13 protein-coding genes are annotated in these 18,950 nt (G+C 40.7%); 8 read left to right on the plus strand and 5 right to left on the minus strand.

Features of this window, described 5'->3' with window-relative positions; genetic code table 11:
- The 3 genes from HMPREF1551_RS11275 to HMPREF1551_RS11285 all read left to right on the plus strand — a co-directional run.
- Positions 1–800: TaqI-like C-terminal specificity domain-containing protein (locus tag HMPREF1551_RS11275; RefSeq protein ID WP_021629281.1), on the plus strand; the 800-nt coding region annotated here is incomplete at its 5' end.
- Between the two features lie 55 nt (positions 801–855).
- On the plus strand, positions 856–1,140 hold the full coding sequence (locus HMPREF1551_RS11280) for a hypothetical protein (RefSeq protein WP_034544665.1): 285 nt from the start codon (positions 856–858) through the stop codon (positions 1,138–1,140).
- Complete coding sequence (locus HMPREF1551_RS11285) at positions 1,124–1,570, plus strand: PIN domain-containing protein (RefSeq protein ID WP_021629283.1); 447 nt, start codon at positions 1,124–1,126, stop codon at positions 1,568–1,570. The genes HMPREF1551_RS11280 and HMPREF1551_RS11285 overlap by 17 nt, the downstream gene beginning before the upstream one ends.
- 435 nt (positions 1,571–2,005) lie before the next feature.
- On the opposite strand, the gene HMPREF1551_RS14290 is transcribed toward HMPREF1551_RS11285, so the two are convergent.
- The 3 genes from HMPREF1551_RS14290 to HMPREF1551_RS11300 all read right to left on the minus strand — a co-directional run bounded on the left by HMPREF1551_RS14290 (position 2,006) and on the right by HMPREF1551_RS11300 (position 11,996).
- Positions 2,006–5,689, minus strand: coding sequence for an Eco57I restriction-modification methylase domain-containing protein (locus HMPREF1551_RS14290; protein ID WP_021629285.1), 3,684 nt, complete (start codon positions 5,687–5,689; stop codon positions 2,006–2,008).
- 8 nt (positions 5,690–5,697) lie between these two features.
- Positions 5,698–9,042: a helicase-related protein gene (locus HMPREF1551_RS11295; protein ID WP_196800725.1), complete on the minus strand. Its 3,345-nt coding sequence runs from the start codon at positions 9,040–9,042 to the stop codon at positions 5,698–5,700.
- A 455-nt stretch (positions 9,043–9,497) separates the two neighbouring features.
- Positions 9,498–11,996: a TonB-dependent receptor gene (locus tag HMPREF1551_RS11300; RefSeq protein ID WP_021629287.1), complete on the minus strand. Its 2,499-nt coding sequence runs from the start codon at positions 11,994–11,996 to the stop codon at positions 9,498–9,500.
- Between the two features lie 285 nt (positions 11,997–12,281).
- Here HMPREF1551_RS11300 and map point away from each other — a divergent pair, with 285 nt between their 5' ends.
- Together map and HMPREF1551_RS11310 are read left to right on the plus strand one after the other, a co-directional pair.
- Positions 12,282–13,088, plus strand: a complete 807-nt coding sequence (map, locus tag HMPREF1551_RS11305) for a type I methionyl aminopeptidase (protein ID WP_034544666.1) — start codon at positions 12,282–12,284, stop codon at positions 13,086–13,088.
- A complete protein-coding gene (locus HMPREF1551_RS11310) occupies positions 13,088–13,852 on the plus strand; it encodes a class I SAM-dependent methyltransferase (RefSeq protein ID WP_021629289.1) in 765 nt (254 codons plus the stop codon). The genes map and HMPREF1551_RS11310 overlap by 1 nt, the downstream gene beginning before the upstream one ends.
- A 33-nt stretch (positions 13,853–13,885) precedes the next feature.
- Here HMPREF1551_RS11310 and HMPREF1551_RS11315 read toward each other — a convergent pair whose 3' ends face one another.
- On the minus strand, positions 13,886–15,562 hold the full coding sequence (locus HMPREF1551_RS11315) for a putative transporter (RefSeq protein ID WP_021629290.1): 1,677 nt from the start codon (positions 15,560–15,562) through the stop codon (positions 13,886–13,888).
- Positions 15,563–15,651: 89 nt separating this feature from the next.
- On the minus strand, positions 15,652–16,719 hold the full coding sequence (gene pdxA, locus HMPREF1551_RS11320) for a 4-hydroxythreonine-4-phosphate dehydrogenase PdxA (protein ID WP_196800726.1): 1,068 nt from the start codon (positions 16,717–16,719) through the stop codon (positions 15,652–15,654).
- Between the two features lie 73 nt (positions 16,720–16,792).
- Here pdxA and HMPREF1551_RS11325 point away from each other — a divergent pair, with 73 nt between their 5' ends.
- Genes HMPREF1551_RS11325 through HMPREF1551_RS11335 form a run of 3 tightly spaced genes read left to right on the plus strand, consistent with a single transcriptional unit; the run spans position 16,793 to position 18,895 of the window.
- Positions 16,793–17,392: a riboflavin synthase gene (locus HMPREF1551_RS11325; RefSeq protein WP_034544680.1), complete on the plus strand. Its 600-nt coding sequence runs from the start codon at positions 16,793–16,795 to the stop codon at positions 17,390–17,392.
- A gap of 5 nt (positions 17,393–17,397) precedes the next feature.
- Positions 17,398–18,066: a hypothetical protein gene (locus HMPREF1551_RS11330; protein WP_021629293.1), complete on the plus strand. Its 669-nt coding sequence runs from the start codon at positions 17,398–17,400 to the stop codon at positions 18,064–18,066.
- 46 nt (positions 18,067–18,112) lie between these two features.
- Positions 18,113–18,895 (plus strand): DUF695 domain-containing protein, encoded by a 783-nt coding sequence (locus tag HMPREF1551_RS11335; protein ID WP_021629294.1) that lies wholly within the window; start codon positions 18,113–18,115, stop codon positions 18,893–18,895.
- The last annotated feature ends 55 nt before the right edge of the window (positions 18,896–18,950 follow it).

Genomic DNA, 18,950 nt, shown 5'->3' on the forward strand with positions numbered 1-18,950 from the left:
CAAAGATAGAAGCTATAGGGACACCACTCAAGGATTGGAATGTTAATATTTATAGGGGTATTCTAACAGGATACAACGATGCTTTCATTATTGATAAAGCTAAGAAAGAGGAAATTTTAGCCAATTGTCAAAGTGAAGAAGAACGTAAGAAAACAGACGAACTTATAAGGCCGATACTTCGTGGTCGTGATATTAAGCGATACGGATATGAATTTGCGGATCTTTATCTCTTATTCATTCCTTGGCATTTTCCTCTTCATCAAAGAACACCTGAAATAAAAGGAGCTTCTAAAGAGGCAGAGAAAGCATTTGAAAATCAGTATCCTGCAATTTATAATCATCTTTTACAATACAAAGAAGAGCTTTCTAATAGAAATAAAGCAGAGACAGGAATACGCTACGAATGGTATGCTTTACAACGTTGGGGGGCAAATTATTGGGAGGATTTCTTTAAAGAAAAACTGTTATATAGTGAGATAGTGAGGGAGCCTCAGTTTTTTTTAGACAAGAATGGGCAATTTTTTGCAGAAGCAACAACTTTTATTATGACAGGGGAAAATTTGGAGTATTTATATCATTTATTACATTCTAAAACAATTACTTATTTCTTTAAAACTTTTTATGCAGGAGGAGGTCTTGGTAGTGATGGATATAGATATAAAAAAGTATTTTTAGAGAAACTACCAATTCCTAAACCTATATTATCTATCTCTTTAGAAGAAAGCGCCATAGAAAATTCTATTTATAAACTTTATGGCTTTTCAGAAGAAGAGATAAAGTTTATTGAAAACCAAAAATAGACTGTTGCTTATTTTGATTTTTAATCGTATTTTTGCACTTAAAAATAATACTATTATGACTGTTACATTTACAATTACGGATGATAATTCATATTCTTTGGCTTTTTTGGAATATATTAAAAAACTTGATTTTATAAAGAATATAAAAATAAAAGATAAAAAAGTAACTTCCGTTAAGCCCATAGAAGAGGACTTAGAAGAAGATGAGTATGGTATGCCTATCAAATACCGAGATGAGATTATGGCTCTTTCCAAACAAGCCAATCGAAATATGACTAAACGTTGGGAAGCAGCCATTGCAAAAAAAGAAAAAGAGCAAGAACATGATAGTCATCTCTGATACAAATATTATCTTTAGTTGTTTCTATACACCTAATGGAGCCATGGCAACCATTCTAAAAAATGAAAAAAATAGGTTACAGTTTATTGCTCCATCCTATCTCTTGGAAGAGGTAAAGGAACATCTGCCTATTCTGATGGAACGTAATCATCTCACTAAAAAGAAAGCGATTGATATTCTAAAGGAAGCTACAAAGAATATTACCTTCTATGATTTAGAAGAAATTAAAAAGAAAAATAGAGAAAAAGCTGCTGAAGTAGCTAAGGATATAGACCCTGATGATTATCTATTTATAGCACTTCATTTTGAGACGGGACATAAGATTTGGACTTGCGATGCTAAACTTGCTAATGGGTTAAAAGAAAAAGGGTATGATATGTGTATAACAACTAATGAAATTAGAGAAAAAACCTATAAAAAGAAAGAGTAAAAAATTCTTCTATAAGGGAGGATTTTTATAAACAGAAAATTGCTTGGGCTAGTGTTGGTGAAACATACTATTCATTAATCCCTGAAGGAACCTTCCTATTAGATACAAATTACTTCTTTTCAACAGAAGATAGTTGGTTTTTAGGATTCCTAAATTCAAAACTGATCACCTATTGGATAAATAGTGAAGATACTCCCATCGGTAATGGAGGTGCTTATAGACATTATAAGTATAATTTAGAGAAACTTCCTATTATAGAAATAGATGATTTGATAAAAACATCAATAATGGAATTAGTTAAAAGTAAGGAATATAATAAAATAGACCAATTACTCTACAAACTTTATAATCTATCAGAAGAAGAAATAATTTTCATTGAAAGTATCTGATTAAAGATGCCATAATTTACTTTTTATGATTTATGGCATCTAAAAATCAAAAAGATCTGATAAAATCAATCTCTTCAGGGCTTAAACTAAGGATATTATTTATAATTTCATCAAGTTTATTTTCTAAAAGTATTGTATCTATATTTTCTTTTTTCCCCTCAATGATTTCAGAGATTATATTTTCAACCTCTTCCTGATTGTTTATAGAAGGTTGAGGTATAGGTATTTTTACTAGGGATTGTATATTCAACATAATATCACCAGCTCCTGTTGTATCACTATTATTGTAAATAAAATACTTTGCAAAAGAGCTACATAAAAAACCTAAAATATAATATAAACTATTTTCAGAAGTGATAAAAGATGCTGGGGCTGTTACAAATTTCCCTTCCTCTAGAATAGAAAAAGCTAAATTTCGTCCTACAGCTTTCCACACGATTTTCTGTTTATAAAAATCCTCGATATAAGCACAGTTTCTTAGATTATAGGGAGTGTCCCCTTGGTCAGCACGCTTTTCCAACTGTGGATAATACAAATCTAAATGAGCCTTTACGGCTGGATAATCCTCTATATGAATACGTTTTATGTCTTTCTCCTTTACACCATTATGAGTGTTTATAAGGTACAAATCAGCGAAGTCATACCCATAGCGTTTTATATCCCTGCCGCGTAAAATCGGCCTTATAATCTCGGCACTTTTAGGGTCTTGAGCGATAAGTTCAGCACGCTTCTCTCCATTGATGATAAAAGCATCATTGAAACCTGTCTTTATGCCATAGTTTATCTGTATATCCCACTCCTTGAGTGGTGTCCCTATAGCTTCTATCTTTGCTTTGATACGTTGTTCTATCTCGGAGAGAATCACCCAACTTTCGTCTGAGGAAAAGGAGGTTTTTCCTCCATGTTGCCGAACATAAAGGCTCAATTTTTTTAACTCATTGTCCTTGATGGTACAGCCCCAAGTGTTAAAAGTGGGTTTTTCTTTGACATATAACAGGATATTAACATCCACAGTGGCGGTTTCGAATACCTTTATTCCTGCAAAGTCTATCAGGATAAGTGGATTGGTATGTTCTATGAAAAACTTACGAGTGGCTTGTCCATAGCCTGTACGCATCCACTTATTGGAGGTGATAAAATTGCAAATACCACCTTGCTTTAGTAATTGGTAAGCCTTCTCATAGAATAAACAATAGATATCTCCTGTACGGGCAAAGGTTTCATAGCCTTGTTTTTCATAAAGAGTATTATGCTTTATGGGAGTCCCTGTTCTTTTGTCTTTTTCAGGACTATCTGTTGTTAAAGAAAAGTATGGTGGATTTCCTATAACTATATCAAAGCCATCGGAGATACCGAACATCCATTCGGGATCAAAGAATTTAGCTTCACCATTTTGCTCATAAGGATTCCAAGAGGCAAGGGAGTTCAATTCTTCTTGAAGTCCTTTAGGAGCTACCTTGTGATATTCCTTTTCAATAAGAGCTTGTAAATATCTTATTCTATCTTCAATATCTCTACGTTTGGTTCCGTTTAAATCTATTCTAATTAGAGTGATTTCTCCAAAGAGATCTGATTGTTGGATTTCTTCCCATTTTTCATCTTTATATTTTTCAAATTCTTTCTGTAAGCGTAGAATTTCTTTTTCCCATATACCAATATGCTCTGTATTGGGTTTAGTGAGATTATCCCATATATGTTTCTTTATCTGATTACGTTTGTCTTCATCATCTTTTCTATATTTTATTTTTTCTGCTACAGTTTTAGCATAAAAATGATTATAACGTATATCTAATAATTCTTTTTTCAGGTTTTTGAGCTCGGGGTCATTGTTATCAAATAGAGTTAATGTATCACTTTGTTCTTCTAACTTTAGTTGAATAAGTGTATTGGCTGTGACAAATTTGGTCTCTAGGTTAGGAAGGGTCTCTATGCCATAGTTATCTTCACTACTATCACTTGTTTCAGATTGCTCTACGATTAATGAAATGAAAAATCTCAACTTACTAATCTGTGAAGCTATTTTTTGTATATCTATCCCATAGATACAGTTTTGAATAAGGTGTAGCTTTAATTCATAGAGACTTTTTTTATTGTTAAAGTCTAATTTTTCTAATAGGTATACCATACGATTGAGTATTCCCATGGGAAAAGCACCTGAACCACAAGCAGGATCAAGTATTTTTATACTTTCAAGAGCATCTACTACTTTTTGGCAATTAGTAGGATACTTTGACCATTCTATAGGGAGGTCTGTATCTTCAAAAAGAACTTCAATATCTTCATAAGTAATATGAGGTAGATGTTTTTTTAGATAGGCTTTAAGTGATTCATCTACCATATAGTGTACTACTTCCTTAGGGGTATAGAAACTACCTGATTGCTTGCGAGCACTCTCTTTGGTCTCAGGGTTGAAGGCTCCTAAGAGGTTCTCAAATACATTACCCAAGAGTTCGGGATCAAGGGCTACTTGTACGTCATTAGGGCTATTTTCTTCTATGGTAAAGTGGTAGCGATTAAGCAAAGGGAATAAGCCTTTTTCCTTGTCAAAGAAAACAGCATTGGGGATAAAAGCACGATGGGTATAGTGTCCATTGGCTTGAGACCTACGATCATTACGACTAAATCCATCTAAGTGATAGCGTACTCCATCGTTGCCTTTGTCTTTATCAAGACACTCGAAGAGACCTCCGTTGAGGAAGGGGATAGGAGCAAATAGCTTTATGATCTCCTCTTCGCTACAGTTGAACATCTCTTCATAGCGATAAAGGGTCTTGATATCACGAGTGTTTTTAGCTTTAGCAAAGGCACGTTCAGTTACTTTTTTGTTGAGGGTAGCAAAGAATAGGTTTTGCAAGATAGCATTATAATAGCTTCCTTCGCTTAGTGAAGTAGGTTTGAAATCTTTAAGAAGCTGATTTAGCGAATCTTCCTCGAATAACTCATTAGGGATTAATTGTTTCTGCTTGATGAACCAAACGAAGAGTACACGAGTAATTAGGCGGATGACTTGTTCTTCCAATTGTACACGGTCATCTTGGTCGGTTTGGGTATCATTGGGATAGGTAACCCCTACTTCTTCCGAGATAGTCCACTGATACCAAGCGAAGAGTTCATTATAGAATTTCTTATTCAAGGTGGATACATTGAATACTTCTTGCCAATGCTTATATAGATCCTTGAAAGTCTTTATCTTAGCTGGTATCTTTAGGGTTTCCAATATATCTAAATGTCCACGATGAGGATTTTGGGTGTCAATATCTTTGAGGATAGAGACTTTACCTATTTTTTCCCCTTCGCGGAAGGCCTGTTTGTACTCGGTACGTTCGGCATTGGCAAGAGCAATATGATTTCCATAGCGAAAAAGTACTGCTACAGGTATTGCATTGAAACGACGGTTAAAAAGACGTGTAAGGGTTGAGAGCTCGGTGCGGGTAGCGGTTTTATCTTCTAAATCTACAGCTATGATGAGCAGCCCTTGGTAATCATAACTAAGCTCATTATCTATTTCAGCTAATGATTTTCCACTAAATACTTCATCAGTTACCATCCCTACCAAATAGATTTCTTTTATTACTTTTTGTTTTTCAGGTTTGTATAAGTTTTTTAAGAAATCCTGAGGTAAGAAAGCTTGTTTTTCAAAAGTTTGAGTTGAAATATTGAGATGCTTAAAAAAAATTGTAGTTACTTCAAAAAGGTTACTATTTTTAAAAGTATGTATAATATTTTCCATAAGTCAGTTTATTTTTTAACGATGAGCCAAGTAATTAAATCCCAATTATCTTTGTTGTATTTTGTACCCATTGTTTGTGTATTTTTCATTTCTTCAATAGCGTTTTTTCTACCTTTGCTGAGTTGGTCTAGCATATCAAGGCTTGCTTTTCCTGCTACCTTTTTGGTATGTCCATCCCCGTCTACAACTATGTGGGCTTGTTGTTGTTCAAACCATTTAGAGAGTGCGTTGGCATAGTATTTTACTTCCTCTTCCTCTCCTATATCCAACTTTTCACAACCATAGCGTGGGGCATTTTTTATCTTGGCGAGATAATTAAGTATTTCAGATTCGTTAAGGAATACTTCTATTCCTTGGCTATCTATATAGATCAGTCTTAGGTGTTTGTAATCTTTTCTCTCTTTGGCCTTTCTCACAGGCGAGCCTATCAGAGCGATGACACCTTCTTTGGCTTGAGGTTCATCGGTAGGGGATAGGGCTATTCCTGAGAAAATACCATTGGGCAATTGTTCGTAATAGCGCCTTCTTTGGTCAAGCTCTAAAGCCAAGTCTTGTCGGAAATTCTCAAGAGAGAGGTCGTCAAATCCGAATGATTTTTCATCTTCTAAATCATCAATACTCTCTTGCATTTGTTCGAGCATTTTTCTGTTCTGTCTTTCCTCTAAGGTCTCATCAGTCGCAATTTCAGCATAGTTTTCGGTAAAATCCTTAATATCTTCAGCCCCTACTACTTTCATGGCGGCCATACGTTTCTCTATACGTGTCTGTAGATTCAGGTAGTCATTGATATTAGGTGCAGGCCAGAAGTTTACGGTATATACTTGCTGGTTAGGAGAGCCAAGTCGGTCAATACGACCTACGCGCTGAATAGCACGTACAGGGTTCCAGTGGATATCATAATTGATTACCATATCGGCATCTTGGAGGTTCTGTCCTTCACTGAGTGCATCGGTGGCAATGAGAATATCAATGGGGGTTTGTAGCTGTTGTTCTACTTTTTTATCTATAGTAACTACCCATTCTTTCCATGCTTCGAAACGCTTTATAGGGTCTTGTATATCAGATGAAAATTCTTCCCATTTGCGTTCGGTAAAGAGTTTGGTGAAGGGGGCAAAACGCTCTAAGATGGGTTCAAAATTTTTGACCAGTTCTCCATTATAATCAGTAATAGTCCCTTCTCCACTGATCATGGCGATTTTGGAGAAGCCACGAGCGGAGAGTTGATCAAAGAGATACTGGGCAGTATCTCGGTAAGTGGTGAAGATAATCACTTTAGGATTGTGGGAGTATTCACTCTTTTGGTGAAGCACTTTGATAAGTTCTTGCAGTTTGGTATCGCTACTTTTAGACCTATCGGTATGTTTTTCTTCTTTCTTAATGATACGTGCAAAATTACCCATGCCCTCGGAAAGGCTTTCAAGGCATTCTATATCGGCTCTGAGGTCATTCTCGAATAGCTCCAAACTGCCAGCCTTATCTATATCGGCTATTTTTATTTCTCTTTTTCCTAAGGAGAAGTCTTGAAAATCATCTTCCTCATCAAGGAAGTCTTCTATATTATTGTCAATATGCTGATTGGCTTGTAAGGTCTTATAGGCTTCCAGTTTCTCTAAACTACTGGTGAAATTACTCAATATATTATCTATAGTAGCATGAAAAGAGAACCAACTAGACTCTAAACGTTTTAGTAGGAGAATACGGATCATTTTTACCAAGAAGAAGTCTCGCTGTACCTCATCGGAAAGTACATCATGACTGGTTTTTTCTCTATTTTCGTTATCTCTTTCTCGGCGTTGTTCTTCTGTAAGAGCATAGTAATTAGGTTGATACCCAGCCAAGTAGGGGGGGAACATACTTATAAGGTCATTGAGAGTCTCCACCTCAATCATGATTCTTGGGGTGATATACTTATTCTGTGGTTTGGCCTTGATAGGAAAAGAGAGATTATGCTGTTGTCCTACAATCATCTTTCGTGTACGTGCCACAATAAGCGAATCGGTGAGCTTATAGAAATAAGGATCAAATGAACGGGTGAGTTCGGTAATGGGGGCGTTCTTCTTTTCCTGCCAGCGGTTGAAATGATTGGTAGTCTTGTTGAATAAATAATATAGGTTCTCTATATCTAGACTTTCTTTAAAGGCCGCATTGTTATCCTTGGTCAGGAGCTTGATTTGGTTGCGTATATCCTTGAAAGAGTTGTTGATAGGAGTTGCTGAAAGGAGTAGTATTTTTACTTCTTTGTTTTTCTTAATAATCTCTTCTAATAGGTATTGAAAACGCTTGGACTTATCATTACGCAAGTTATGACTTTCATCAATGACGATGAGTTTAGGAGTGTTATTGACAAAGTTGTAGTCTTGTCTATCCTCTATATAATGAGGTTTTTGCATGAGATTCTCATCCAAGTCGGTATGAAATCGAATGGCATAACGCAGTTTATCGGATTCGAAACGTGAGTTTTGTCCATTTCGGTATTTGAGCCAGTTATAATGTAATTTCTTAGGACAAAATAGGACAACATCATAGTCTCTATTTTGGTAAAACTTCATTACTGCCAGTGCAGTCCAAGTCTTTCCAAGCCCCACTGCATCGGCTAAGATAGCCCCTTTGAACTGTTCTAATTTGCGGATAAGACTTTCTGCGCCCTTTTGTTGAAACACGTATAGAGCGTTGTATATTTCGGAGCTTTTGAGTCTGTCGATACTTCTTGCTAGATCAGGGTTGTTGATACTGAGTTGTACATCTTTGGCAAAGTATTCAAAGAGAATTTTATAATAGATATCTTGAGGGAGGAAGTCTTTGAATAACTTAGCAATTTCTTGGATAAGATATTCTTTGAAATCTACTTTTATTTCTTTGCCTTGCTCATTGATAAGATATTTTTCAGTATGGGCTTTGGGATGTTCCCATAAGGCATTGAACCAGTTAAGGATTTCAGTGTATTGTTCATTTCCTCCAAAATCAGCAATATTTAGTTCAAAATTATCAGATTGCTTGATGCCAATACCAGCTTCAGTAAGATTAGAGCTGCCAGAAATATAAAAATTCTTTTGTCGGTCGTTTTTCTCGCTTTTGAATAGATATAGCTTAGCATGGCAGAAGTTAGGCTCTAAAGTTTTAAGAGATACCTTGTTTAGTCTTAAGAACTCAATAGCCTCATTAGCAAGTTTTTTTAGACTAAGAGCTTTTTCAATGCTTAGATCAGCATTGAGTAGGTCTAAAGAACTAATTTCAGTAACATCACGTTGAGTAATATCACCTAAAATAATGCGATATTGTGCTATTCTCTCATTAGTAAGATTAGCAAAATGACATAATGCTCCCACGGTAAAGTAACCGGTTACTATATCCATTGAGCCTTCATTAATATATTGTTGAATGAAGCTATGTACTTTAAATTCTGTTGAATGATTATCTACCAACATACGATACTGATTATTTAGTTATAGTCAGACAAATTTAAATTTATGGTTAATAGAGTAAGTAACTTACTCTAAATTGCTTTCTTTTTAAGGGCTAATTCCAATTAGCCCCTACACCTACTCATGCTATTTTTTACAAACTATTTCTGATCGGCTATACGAAAAGTTATAGAGAAAAAATCCATAAATAAGTAGTGGATATGAGGGTATATGTTCATTAAAGACAAAACTTTTTGAATATTGTCTAAAATAATCCCCCTTTTAAATTAGGTTGCAAAGATACTACATTTCCCTCTAAAAATCAAGGGAAAAACCCTTTTTGGGGTAAGAATTACGCAATAAAAAAGGCTGCCGTTTGGGCAACCTTTTTTCTTAAAATAGGAGGATTAAAACTTATAGGAAACGGTCACATTTATGTTCCGAGGAGCACCAGGGAAGGAGCGTAGCTTATCGTAGCCGCCTACCCAGTGGGTTTTGTTTAGAATATTGTTCAGGTTGGCCTGAAGCTGTATTTGGTTGATTTTGTAGTAGAGTACCGCATTCACCAGTCCATAACCAGGATATACGGTGGTATTGGCACGGCGACCTACTTGTCCGAAGCGCTCGGTGACAAAGTTGTACCCAGCCCCGAATCCTAAGTGCTTGAAGAAGCCTTCGGTGATGATGTATTTCGTCCAGATATTCCCAGAGTGGCGAGGGGTAGAGGGGCGCTGCATATCGAAATCCTTTTCGCTATTGCTGGCGGTCTTGGTGATACGAGCATCTATGTAGGCATAGCTAGCCAAGATATTCCAGTTGGGGGAGATTTCTCCAGCGAGGTCGAACTCGAATCCGTTGGACTCCTCCTCACCGATTTGCATTTTGTAGTCAGGCTTACCAGGCACCGCAGGGGAAGCAGGGTAGAGGGTGTTCTGTTGGATAATCTTAAAGACGGAGGCGGTAGCACTCAGGCGCTTGTTGAACCAATCCGTCTTAAGCCCAGTCTCGAAGAGCTCGCTATAGACAGGGTCGAAGGGGCCTCCATAGCGGTCAGGATTGGATTGCGTATCAGCACTCTGTGGCTCGAAGCCTTTCATCCAAGTGGAGTAGAAGTTGATGTTATCCGTAGCGGTAATGACCAAGCCTACACGAGGGATAAGGGCTTGCTGTTCTATGGTTTCCTCATTGTTTTGTTTGTAGTTGAGGTAGTCTTTGAAAAACTCCTTACGAAGCCCTAAAAGCAACTTTACCATACTGATTTCCAATTGTTCTTGTAGATAGATTCCGTGCGAGGTCTGTAGGGTAGGTTTGGTATTTCCTGAGGTAAAGATATATTTGTTGGTTTCTTTCATCACATTACCACCAGTAGGGTTGTTTAGGTCAAATACGGCCACATTGGTCAAAGGTTTGTTATTGGAATCCAGTACATAAGTATTGAGTTTGGTAGGGTCAAAGGTTGTGGTAGTCTTTCCATTTCTAAGCAAATAGCCTCCTGCGGTAAGTTGGGAAGCTCCAGGGAGTTGTTCTACTTGGAAGTAGTCATACCCTACCAAAAGGGTATGTTTTACAATACCTGTGTTAAAATTATAATTGAAGTAGTTATTAAAGCTATTGTTTCGGAAAGTACGTTGTCTCAGTAGTGCTTGCATGAGGATTTTGCTTTGGTCACCTGTGTTGGCTTTGTTTCCTTGTTGCATATAGTAGCTATTAGCTTGGTTATGCTCCCTGAGGTCTTCGCTGTAGGAGGAGTTCAGGTAAGTACTATTGAAGGAAAGCGCATCGGTAATCTTGTGAGTAAGCCCTAAGGTGATATTCATTTGAGTTTCCTTCAAAAAGTCATTGGTGGCACTAAGGGAACGGGTGATAGGCACAGAGGAGAGGTCGCCATCGCCGAAGATCGTTTGTCCACGGTCTACCTTGCCGTCCAAGCGGTAATAAGTCAAGTCCACATTGAAGCGGGTTTTCTCGTTAGGGATAAAGGAGAAAGAGGGGGCGATGGTCAGTGTATTACGTCCTTGTAGGTCTCGGTAGCCATCGGTGGTTTCATAACCGAGGTTGAGGCGATAGAGCAGGCTTTTGCTTTCGTTCAAGGGGCCAGTGAAGTCGCCATAGCTCTTGAGTGTACCCCAGCTACCGGTATTTACCGAAACGGTATGTTGGCGCTCCAAGAGGGGTTTTTTGGTCACACGGTTGATGAGTCCTCCTGGGGAGGCGTTGCCAAAGAGGGCGGCGGCGGGGCCTTTGATGACCTCTACACGCTCTATATTGGCCAAGGAAGAGGCTGACCAAAGGCTGGTTTGGGCGCGCATCCCATTGAGCAGGTTCCCTGAATTGCGATTCCCAGTGGTGCGGAAGCCGCGAATACTGAAGTCGTTATAGGTGGTGTATTGGCTTACCCCACTGACGTTCTTTACCACATCGTTCACCGTGGAGGCACCTTGGTCGAGGATGACCTCTTTGGTTACATAGTTGATGGTTTGGGGAATGTCGCGAATCGCAGTGGCCGTCTTGGTACCAGAGAAGGAAGTGGTGTTCTTATAGGAACTTTCTCGGCGACCTATGATCTCTACCTCTTGGAGCTGTTGGGCTTCCTCTTGGAGGGCAACGTCCAAGTGGGTATGGGTACCCGATGGGTTAGGGGTGACCTCAAAGGTTTGCTTGAGGGTTTGGTAGCCTAAGTAGCTGAATACAAAGGTCTGTTGCCCTATAGGAACATGGCGCACCTCATAGAAGCCTTTTTCGTTGGTGGAGGCTCCCTTAGCAGTGCCGTCTAAGAGGACACTTACCCCTAAGAGAGGTTGGCCTTGGCTGTCGGTAACACGCCCTCGTACCGAGATGGTCTCTTGGGCGAACAGGCAGGGAATACTACAGAAGAGTAATCCCCAAAATAATAGATATTTACACATATAAGCGATAGTTATTTAAACTAATTCAAAATAATATTTTTTGGGCTGCAAAAATAATACATTTCCGGAAATTAAAAGTTACGAGAAAGTTAATTTTTCAGCTTCTGTAGATCTTGAAAAACCTAAGTAAGCTAACCGTCATGATTTACTTACTCTTTACAGAAATAGGGTATGTATTTTTTAATAATAGCTAATTGGTTTTGTGAATAATGAGTTAATTAACAATTAACAATTAACAATTGACAATTAATTTCGTACTTTTGCATGTTTGTAAATAAGCATTCGATGATCAAGGTAAAAACAAGAGAACAGATAGAGATTATGTACGAGAGTGCACAGGTGGTCTCTCGCACCTTAGGTATGTTGGCCAGCGAGATCAAACCTGGGGTAACTACCTTATACTTAGATAAATTGGCCGAGGACTACATTCGCTCTCAGGGGGCTAAGCCGGGTTTCTTGGGGCTGTATGATTTCCCTAATACACTCTGTGTGAGTCCTAACGCTCAGGTGGTGCATGGCATCCCCAATAACAAGCCTTTGCGTGAGGGGGATATCATCTCTATAGACTGTGGGGCGCTCAAGAATGGTTACTATGGCGACCATGCTTATACCTTTGCAGTGGGGGAGGTAAGCCCCGAGGTGGCACAGCTGCTGAAGGTGACCAAGGAATCGCTCTATATGGGTATTCGCCAGTTCAAGCTCGGCAATAGGGTAGAGGATGTAGGCTATGCCATACAGACTTACTGCGAGCAACATGGCTATGGCGTAGTACGCGAGTTGGTAGGCCATGGGGTGGGTACCAAAATGCACGAAGACCCCGAGATGCCCAATTATGGCAAGCGAGGTAAGGGTAAAAAATTTGTAGAAGGTATGGTGGTGGCCATAGAACCGATGATTAATATGGGCACTAAGAATATCAACCAGCTAAGCGATGGCTGGACAATCCTTACCCGTGATGGCAAGCCTTCTGCACATTTTGAGCATGATGTAGCCCTTGTAGATGGTAAGCCTAAGTTGCTCTCTACCTTTAAGTATATCTATGAGGCCTTGGGGATCGAAAGCCACGAGGAGGACGAATTTTTGTATAAATAATGCAGCTGATTAAGACAATACTCAATACCCTTCCGCGCCCTTGGCTTATCCGTGCCAGCTATTGGGTACGCCCGCTTTTAGCGTTTTATTACAAGGGGACTCGCTATACGGATCCTATCGATGGGCGTAGCTTCCGTACTTTTCTCCCTTATGGCTATGGGAAGGTACGCGAGGGGGTGCTCTCGCCTTCTACGCTTTCGCTGGAGCGGCATAGGCTATTGTGGTTGTATCTCAAGCGAAAGACAGATTTCTTTTCTGCCCCGCTTAAGGTGTTGCATATAGCTCCAGAACAGGCGTTTTATAAGCGTTTTAGGCAGCAGGCCAATTTGGAATATATCACCTCTGATCTTTATTCGCCCTTAGCCGATGTCAAGGCGGATATCTGCGCCTTGCCTTTTGAGGACGAACAGTTCGATGTGATTCTCTGCAATCATGTCTTGGAGCATATCCCCGATGATACCCAAGCGATGAGGGAGCTCTATCGTGTACTCAAGAGAGGTGGCTGGGGGATCTTCCAAGTGCCGCAGGAGTTAGACCGTGCCGAGACCTTTGCCGATGATTCCATTACCGACCCTAAGGAACGGGCACGTATTTTTGGACAATATGACCATGTACGGATCTATGGTCGAGACTACTTTGATAAGCTGCGAAGTATAGGCTTTTCGGTGCTGCCTTTGCCCTGTGAAGCGGTGGCTACCGCTGAAGAAATAGAAAAATACCGATTGGTGAAAAACGAAATACTCCCTATCTGCTCCAAGCAGTAGGGAGTATTTCCTTATGAAACATATTCTAGGATTCTATGCAAAAAAGACAATGAGTAGCTGGGCAACCATGATACGCAGAAAGGTGGTAAGCGGATATACACTGGCATAGGTAAGAGCTGGTACATCGGAGCCCGTCATGTCGTTAGCAAAAGCCAAAGCAGGAGGGTCGGTGGAGGCACCTGAGAGTAGCCCACAAGCCTCCAAGTAGTTGAGCTTACCTCTCCAGCGGGAGAGCCAAGCGGTAACCACCAGCGGTACTAAGGTGATAATAGCTCCCAGTCCCATCCATAAGAGTCCATCGCCTTCGGTGAGGGTACGGATAAAGTTCTTCCCAGCATCCAAGCCTACACTGGCCAAGAACAGGACAATCCCTATCTCTCGTATCATCAGGTTGGCACTTTGGGATACGTAGTGCGTAACAGAAAGGCGTCCGCCATAGCGGCTGATAAGGATGGCTACAATCAGCGGCCCGCCTGCCAACCCTAATTTGACAGGTACGGGTACTCCTGGGATATGGAAAGGAATACTACCTACCAAAACCCCTAAAGTGATGCCTAAGAAGAGTTCCGCTATATGAGGAGTGCTTAGGCGTTTTTTGGAGTTTCCGAATTCTTTGGTGGCTATCTTTAGTTGCTCTTCACTGCCCACTACAGTAATGGTGTCACCAAATTGTAGTTTGGTATCAGGGGAGGCAACAAACTCCATCCCTGCCCTATAGACACGTGTTACAGTAACTCCAAAACGCTCATAGATATTCATCTCCGACAGCTTCTTGCTATAAGCCTCTTTTTGAGTAACATTGATACGACGAGAGATGAGTTTTTTATCTTTAGTATCTTCAGGGAAGTATTCTTCGGTTTTAGCAGATGCTCCGATGAGGTTATTTAGTTTCTCACTATATTGCTTATCTACTACAAAGAGGATAATATCGCCTTTGGCTAAGGTGATTTGGTCATTGGCCAGTATAACCTCTCCGTCTTTGAAAATACGAGAACAGATAAAATTGAAATCTAAGGTTTGGTGAATGGCACTGAGTTTTTTGCCAAATAGTGCTGGATTTTCTAATTCAAAGGCTACTCGTACAATGGTGGAATGCTCTCCACGATGGCGGAAACTGTGTAGTCGCTTCTCGGCTTCTACATTGATCTTTAGCAGCGCCTTCATACCGAGCATCACAAGGATAATACCCAAGACCCCAAAGGGATAGGCCACCGCATAACCAGTGGAAAGTACTGAATCAGTAGCCGTGGGGGATAGGTCGCTTAGGGTAGCTTGTGCCGCTCCTAATCCAGGAGTATTGGTCACCGCTCCGGACATGATCCCTACCATCGTAGGCATGTTAATCCCTGTGAGATAGTGGATCGCAATTACCGTGAGCATACATAGCCCAACGGCTAAAACAGCCAAGGCGTTGAACTTAATCCCCTCGCGCTGGAAGGAGGCAAAAAAACCGGGGCCTACTTGTAGTCCTATGGTATAGACAAATAGGATTAGCCCGAATTCTTTTACAAAGTGTTGTACTTCACCATTGATAGTAAAGCCAAAATGAGAAGCCGCAATGCCTGTGAAAAGTACACAAGCGATACCAAAGGATATCCCCCCGATGCGCACCTTCCCAAGAGCTACCCCTGCAGCAATTACTATGCTGTAGATAATTACCGTGTAGGCAACACTTTCATGATTGGTCATTAAGTTATAAAACCAGTCCATAAAAAATAGTCATTAGTTATTAGTTATTAGTTTTGAGTTTTGAGTTCTCAGTTAATTAACCATTAATCATTAACCATTAATCATTATGATCAGTCTCCTTTCTCCTTGGATAAGAATCCTTTGTCTAAGCTATTGACGTTTAGTGCATTGGCGATCAGCTCCTCATTTTCAGTACGTCGTCTGTAGATATCAATAGCAGTATAGACGGCCTGGCGGAAGGAACTCTCATCGGCAATTCCCTTGTCGGCAATTCCATAGGCGGTGCCATGGTCGGGGGAGGTACGTACCTTGGAAAGTCCTGCGGTGAAGTTGACCCCCTTACCGAAGGACATCATCTTGAAGGGGATGAGGCCTTGGTCATGGTAAGGGGCTATGACCCCATCAAAATGCTTATAGTCGGATACAAAGAAGCTATCAGCGCTATAAGTACCGAAGACTAAGATACCTTCCTTATAGAGCTTCTGTATCACAGGGTGGAGGATCTTCTCCTCTTCATGGCCGATAACGCCTTGATCTCCACAGTGAGGATTGATACCCAAAACGGCTATCTTAGGGCGAATAATGCCAAAGTCCATACGCAAGGAGGCTTCCATCAGGCGAATTTTCTTCTCTACCAAGGCAGGAGTGATATTTTTCACCACATCCTTCAGCGGTACATGGTCAGTGAGTAAGCCTACACGTAGCTCGTCCGATACCATGAACATCAGGCTATCCCCACCCAGTTCTTGGGCTAAATAGTCCGTATGTCCAGGAAAGTGAAATTGCTCGGATTGGATGTTTTTCTTGTTGATAGGGGCGGTTACCAGTACATCTACCTGCCCTTCCTTCAGCGCAGCCACCGCCGCGGTGAGCGAATCCAAGGCACATTGGCCACTCTCTGGGGTAGGGGTACCCAGATCAATAGGAGGAAGCTCCCGCCATATGTTCATCACATTGAGCTTGTGATCAATAATTGAGTTCAGGTGTACAATCCCATTGTAGGTGAACTCTATCCCAAATTGTTTCTTCCCAAAAGCGATTACCTTGTTCGAGGCAAAGAGTACCGGCGTACAGAAGTCCAACATGCGTTCATCGGCAAAGGTCTTCATAACCACTTCCAAACCTACTCCATTGAGATCCCCTACGGAAACTCCTATACGAATATTTGTTTTTTCCATCTTTTTTTTGTTAATTTGCATCGCCTTTCAGCCCATGCGATTTGAGGTGCAAAAATACGTAATTTTATTGAAAATGTTTACAGGAATTGTTGAAAAAATTGGTAGCGTAGCTAAAATAATTTCCCAAGGAAAGAACCGCCACTTTTTTATAGAAAGCGAATTAGCCCCTGAGCTTAAGATTGACCAGAGTGTCGCTCACAATGGGGTATGCCTTACCGTAGTAGGAATTCAGGGCAATATATACGAGGTGGTAGCCATAGATGAAACGCTCCAAAAGACCTCCTTAAGCGATTGGCAGCAAGGGGATGCAGTCAATCTGGAACGTGCCATGAAGCTCGGTGATCGCTTGGATGGGCATATCGTACAGGGACATGTGGATCAGGTAGGTATCTGTTATGCGATAGAGGATGCTCAGGGAAGCCGTGTCTTTACCTTTCACTACGACCCTTCCTTGGGCAATATGACCATAGAAAAAGGCTCTATTACGGTCAATGGGGTGAGCCTCACAGTGGTAAATTCACAAAAGGGCGCCTTCTCCGTGGCGGTGATTCCTTATACTTACGAGCATACCTCTTTCCATACTCTTAGGGTAGGGGACAAGGTGAATTTGGAATTTGACGTCATAGGTAAGTATGTCTTGGCCAAGGTGGGGGCTTTAGAACTCAAAATCTAACGCTTATGAAAAAAATAGGAATCCATTTGTTCTTCCTGCTCTTCTCCGGGACTGTGTTAGCACAAGATGGCTTTTTCACGGGCTTGGGGGTAGGAGCGGCTTTCCCTTTGGGGGAGAATCAAGTGGCAGGAACCATGCTAAACCCTATATCTCTGAGCTTCCAGCTGGGAGGGGATGGGATCTTTTTAGGGCTTACCGCAGGCTTCCTTATAGCAACCAATAGCCAATATCCGGTTCATTATCGGCGAGATACAGGCGAGCTTCTCTATAGCTATGACTATGCCAAAAGGGAGTTTGTCTCCGAGCCACTTTACGAACACTTCACCTCCGAGCACAATAGCCTCACTGGGGCCTTTGGCTTCTTGGAGTGCACCTATCCTTTTTGGGACAAGGAGCAGTATCACCTCGGCGCCTTGGCTTCTATAGGCGCTTGTGGGGTGAGTTTTACGCCCCGAAAAAAACCGTTGAGGGATAGAGATGACTTGGATAAAAATGAGAAAACGCGTATGGTTTTCGCCATAGGAGTGCAGAATACCTTTGAACTGGAACAGAATATCCTACAGCTAAGCCTACAGTATTTCCTACAGAACCCGACCCTTTCGGGAGTAACCCCCTCCCTCAAAGGGAATTACCTCCTCTTGCGAATGACTTTCTCAGGAGGTTGGTTCCACTAACCACTAATCACTAACCACTAACGACTAATCACTAACAACTAAAAAAATGATAGATCAAATTCCTAAAGAATGGAACGTCTACAGAAGCTGGCTTGATGACGACCCAGCTGTGTTCCGATTGAACTTAGCCCTTAATGAAGTAGCACCTATAGAGGGCTTCTCCTATTGTGTAAAAATCACAGTGGTACTCAAAGAGCCTGACAAAAATGGCTTCTCTTCCGATCAGGAGCGTCCTACCATTTATGCAATAGAGGATAAGATATTTCGTCCCTTAGAGTCCGACAAGGATATATTGGTAGCGGTGCTTACGGCGCGGGGTGAGGTTACTTGGTATTTTTATTCTCAGGCGCCTGAGGCACTGCAAGAGCGCTTAAGTGCCACATGGGATAGTGAATTTGGGTATACTTATCAGGTGGAGTGTTCCGAGGATAAGCCCTGGAATTTCTTCCTAAAAGGCTTGTATCCGAATATCTACGAAAAACAAACCATCTATAACAGAGAGATATTGTCGGCCTGCCAAAAGTATGATGACCAAGTAGAGGTACCACGCCCTATAGAGCATTGGCTTTATTTTGATACCGAGCAGGATATGCTCAGCGCTATAGAAAAAGCAGCTGCTTTGGGCTTTACTGTGTATAGTAGTGAAAAAGTAGAGGCTGAAGAAGGTGAAGAGGATTTGGAGGACTTGGGCTATCGCCTCATCCTCTCCAAGGAAAATACGCCTATTGATATAGATGGCGATACATGGGACTTGATAGATATTGCATTAGACACCCATGGAAACTACGATGGCTGGGAAACCATCTTGGTAACAGAAAAAACAAATTAATTATACCAAATCAAATGAAAAAGATTATTTATATTCTGGTAGCATCATTGCTTGT

The sequence above is a fragment of the Capnocytophaga sp. oral taxon 863 str. F0517 genome, assembly GCF_000466425.1.
Lineage (GTDB): Bacteria > Bacteroidota > Bacteroidia > Flavobacteriales > Flavobacteriaceae > Capnocytophaga.

Excerpts from the sequence above, each read along its gene's own strand:
- pdxA (WP_196800726.1), bottom strand. The coding sequence starts at position 16,719 with ATGGAAAAAACAAATATTCGTATAGGAGTTTCCGTAGGGGATCTCAAT.
- HMPREF1551_RS11325 (WP_034544680.1), top strand. The coding sequence starts at position 16,793 with ATGTTTACAGGAATTGTTGAAAAAATTGGTAGCGTAGCTAAAATAATT.
- map (WP_034544666.1), top strand. The coding sequence starts at position 12,282 with ATGATCAAGGTAAAAACAAGAGAACAGATAGAGATTATGTACGAGAGT.
- HMPREF1551_RS11315 (WP_021629290.1), bottom strand. The coding sequence starts at position 15,562 with ATGGACTGGTTTTATAACTTAATGACCAATCATGAAAGTGTTGCCTAC.
- HMPREF1551_RS14290 (WP_021629285.1), bottom strand. The coding sequence starts at position 5,689 with ATGGAAAATATTATACATACTTTTAAAAATAGTAACCTTTTTGAAGTA.
- HMPREF1551_RS11335 (WP_021629294.1), top strand. The coding sequence starts at position 18,113 with ATGATAGATCAAATTCCTAAAGAATGGAACGTCTACAGAAGCTGGCTT.
- HMPREF1551_RS11280 (WP_034544665.1), top strand. The coding sequence starts at position 856 with ATGACTGTTACATTTACAATTACGGATGATAATTCATATTCTTTGGCT.
- HMPREF1551_RS11300 (WP_021629287.1), bottom strand. The coding sequence starts at position 11,996 with ATGTGTAAATATCTATTATTTTGGGGATTACTCTTCTGTAGTATTCCC.
- HMPREF1551_RS11295 (WP_196800725.1), bottom strand. The coding sequence starts at position 9,042 with ATGGATATAGTAACCGGTTACTTTACCGTGGGAGCATTATGTCATTTT.
- HMPREF1551_RS11285 (WP_021629283.1), top strand. The coding sequence starts at position 1,124 with ATGATAGTCATCTCTGATACAAATATTATCTTTAGTTGTTTCTATACA.
- HMPREF1551_RS11330 (WP_021629293.1), top strand. The coding sequence starts at position 17,398 with ATGAAAAAAATAGGAATCCATTTGTTCTTCCTGCTCTTCTCCGGGACT.
- HMPREF1551_RS11310 (WP_021629289.1), top strand. The coding sequence starts at position 13,088 with ATGCAGCTGATTAAGACAATACTCAATACCCTTCCGCGCCCTTGGCTT.